We start from the raw sequence: 3,259 nt of genomic DNA on the forward strand, positions 1-3,259 counted from the left end.
CGACAGTAATAGCCAACGGCTACTAAAATAATGTCTTTTTTGAACTGTTTTCCTTTAAAATATCTCATGTATCATTCTCCTCAACACATTTCCCCTACAGTTTAGCTTCATTTAACAAACTTTGCAACGGAACCACGCCTTGTATGTAGGAGAGTATTAGACAAATAGTTTCAGATCAACCTGCCGGCTTAGATTCATACTTTCAGTCAAACATCGGTAGCCGAATTCATGCTATCGGTAAAATGATATGTGTCGTCAAGAACAAAACGCTAAAACATCCAAACAAGCATCTATACGGTATGTCTTAAGAATGGTGATGGCACACCGCAATCTTGTACGTCAGTGATACCAGAAATGGACTTCTCCTTTGGTAGCAAGAATCCCACTGACGTTAGTCAGCTTGCCCCTTAAGGGGTGGGGGTGTCAACTTTGAAAATGTTCCCTCTTCCTCCTGAATAAAACTCAGTATTCCGTTAATACTATACATACATCTAGAGTTACATCCCTGATTGGAGCAGTTAGCTTTTTCCAGCTGCTCTTTTTATTTTAGTTAACTTGTCACCACTTAAAAGGATAAACATATATATGGAAGCTTTTTCACTTATAATATCCTCTTTAATAAGAGTACTTGTATACAGCGCTCTTTTTTAATACGCTAATTTTATACAAAATGAAATTTTTATACAAAAGACACACAATTAAACAAACATAACTTCATATGATATATTGCATCCTTTCTTTTTAGAGTGGATAGTCGTTACAGTAGGGCACTTTCCGAAGTGCTCTTACATTTACATACCAAATAGCATTTTTGTTCAAATTAACTTTATTCAAACATGAGTGAATTAATGAGGTAATGCTTCTTTATCCATTACCTCATTTCCGTACGGGTCCAATAAATGTTGAATCTTGATTTTCCCTTCATCCGCTCGTTAACTACCAAAATTGAGCGCTTCTTCTTTATTATCTGCCTCATACCGATGATCCACTCCATACCTGGAGTATTCTAATATTGTCTGTTATCTTCCACATCCCTCATTCTCTTTTTCTTTCAAATAACGATTTTGATAGATTCCGAGATCTTTATATGTTATATTAAATAATTCCTAAAAAAGATATTCACTACGCAAAAAGTCCTACTTGTCCTTCTAGGACTTTTTTATATTTAAATACGGATTTTATTATTAATCAAAATCTTCATGCCTATGTTAAATCTTTGTCAATATTGCTGTTATTCTCACCATTCGTACAAAAATTGTTATATAATGCATTTGAAATAAACAATTACATCCGCTTATTATCTTATTTTCCATGCGATATAACCTTTTAGTGAACGCTAAGAGAAATCCTAGCCTATTTTTGAACAATAAGGGTTTTGTTTAATTTCAATTAACCGTTTCGATTCATTTGCATACATTATTATCAAAAGGAATTCCACAGGGTTCTCTGGACCAGTGCCTTGCATTCCTTGCACACTTTGAGGGAAGAATCCGTTTATCACTAACGATTCTTTTATTTATTCGCCATACAATAATGATTTTATTAACTAAAAATTCTTTATTCAAAAAGCACTCATAAATCTGTCTTTCCTTAACGACCAATAAGACATCCGATGTTAAATCCATCCTACATCCTCTTAATCAAATGTCCATTTTATTCAAAATAAAAAATTCACCAATTAAGGTGAACTTTTTATGTAACTATTTCTGTGAGTTTCGTTCACACTATATTGGTCGTCATTTGAAAAACTTCTTTGTTTTTCATGATATATAATATGTGTCTCTTAAAATAATGTGCTTTTACCCAATTTCTTTTTAGGTGTCTAATTTGTCCATTATGGTGTGATTTTTACCCACCGAAGAAACAAGCCCCCTCTATGAATGCTTTATCTTACATATTCTTCAATTTTACATCTAGAATTATACCCAGAATATTTTTAAAAGCCCGAGCGCCAAGCAGGAAGCTTTTTATAGTACAAACACCTATATATTCGAAATTGAATAAACTATTATGGAACCTTACTTATCAAATCATTTACTTGATCATGACACACACACATTAACAATAAATACTGGTTTAAGGTTCCTTATAGAGCACCCTGGCACAGGTGCTCTTTTTCTTTTTCTTTCCCTGTCACCTATTAGGTAAACATTCATATATTATTTTAGAGCTCCTTTCCTACAAAGAAGCTGGTCATTTTATTTCCACATCACCTTTATGATGATAATCTCCAAGAAAGAGCACTATTCTAATGGTGCTCTTTTTTTATAAAATTCAAATTGATAACCGTATAAAGGAGGAGCGTCACATACCCATCAAGCTAACCAAGCACCAGATGTAAACAATTCTACATAAGCAAGGACAACATCTAGCCTCCTAACAATAAAAATGATATCTATTACAATTAATAATGTAACAGCCCTTGATAGAGACCCTATAACAATTAGAATTTCTAGTATTACTCAAGATGGATAATTAAGGGGAATATCTAGTAGGGATGGAACAGACATAGCTTAGGTATGCAATGAAAGAGACGGAAACAATAGGGGTTACAAAATTATTTTTACCGCTACAATTGATAATGTTGAATCCACTGAAGGACATATTTATGTACCGCATGACAAAGGAACAAATAGTTCTGCTGTAGATGATAGATAAGCATATGAACCTATATTAATAATTACAAAAAAGTAAGTAATAGCTAAAATCTATGCCCAGCAATCTAAGAAGAACAAATACCACAAAACGAGAAAATGGACATCTATAGGTGGAAATATACATTCTTTGGTTTTTGGATCTCTATAAAGTCTTAGCTTATGCAAATCTTTCAATCACTTACACTTGCACTTTAGAAAAAAGAAACAATCTCGCCTAAAATTAAATTTGTATAAGCTTAGCTTGATAGCGATATAGCGCTACCCCCAATACGATTCATCTTTTTACTTCCTTTTTATAAAATCAAAAAGAGAGACCTTTGTCCCCCCTTTTTGATAAGTACTTAAGACAAACACTTTAAATACCACCTTTTAATATTAATCCAATAACTGCCATAACTATTGCACTAATAACAATTCTTAGAATCCATGTTGTATTTAGAGTGATCTTTTCTAATTGTTTTTTAATTGAAGAAATATCTTTTTCATTAATAATTGGGGTCCTGCCACATCTCTATCAAGCTAAGCTCATGTAACGTCAATGATAGGCGAGATTGTTTCTTTTTTTCGAAAGTCTATATGTAGGTGCTTTAAAGATTTGCATA

At 32.8% G+C, this 3,259-nt stretch carries 1 pseudogene; it reads right to left on the reverse strand.

Annotation, left to right across the window (positions count from 1 at the left end):
• Nucleotides 1-68 (reverse strand): annotated as a pseudogene (locus MR155_RS30820) (IS6 family transposase); the annotation flags it as partial.
• Nucleotides 69-3,259: the final 3,191 nt, after the last annotated feature.

It is taken from the genome of Bacillus cereus group sp. BfR-BA-01331 (assembly GCF_022663915.1).
Taxonomy (GTDB): Bacteria; Bacillota; Bacilli; order Bacillales; family Bacillaceae_G; genus Bacillus_A; species Bacillus_A mycoides.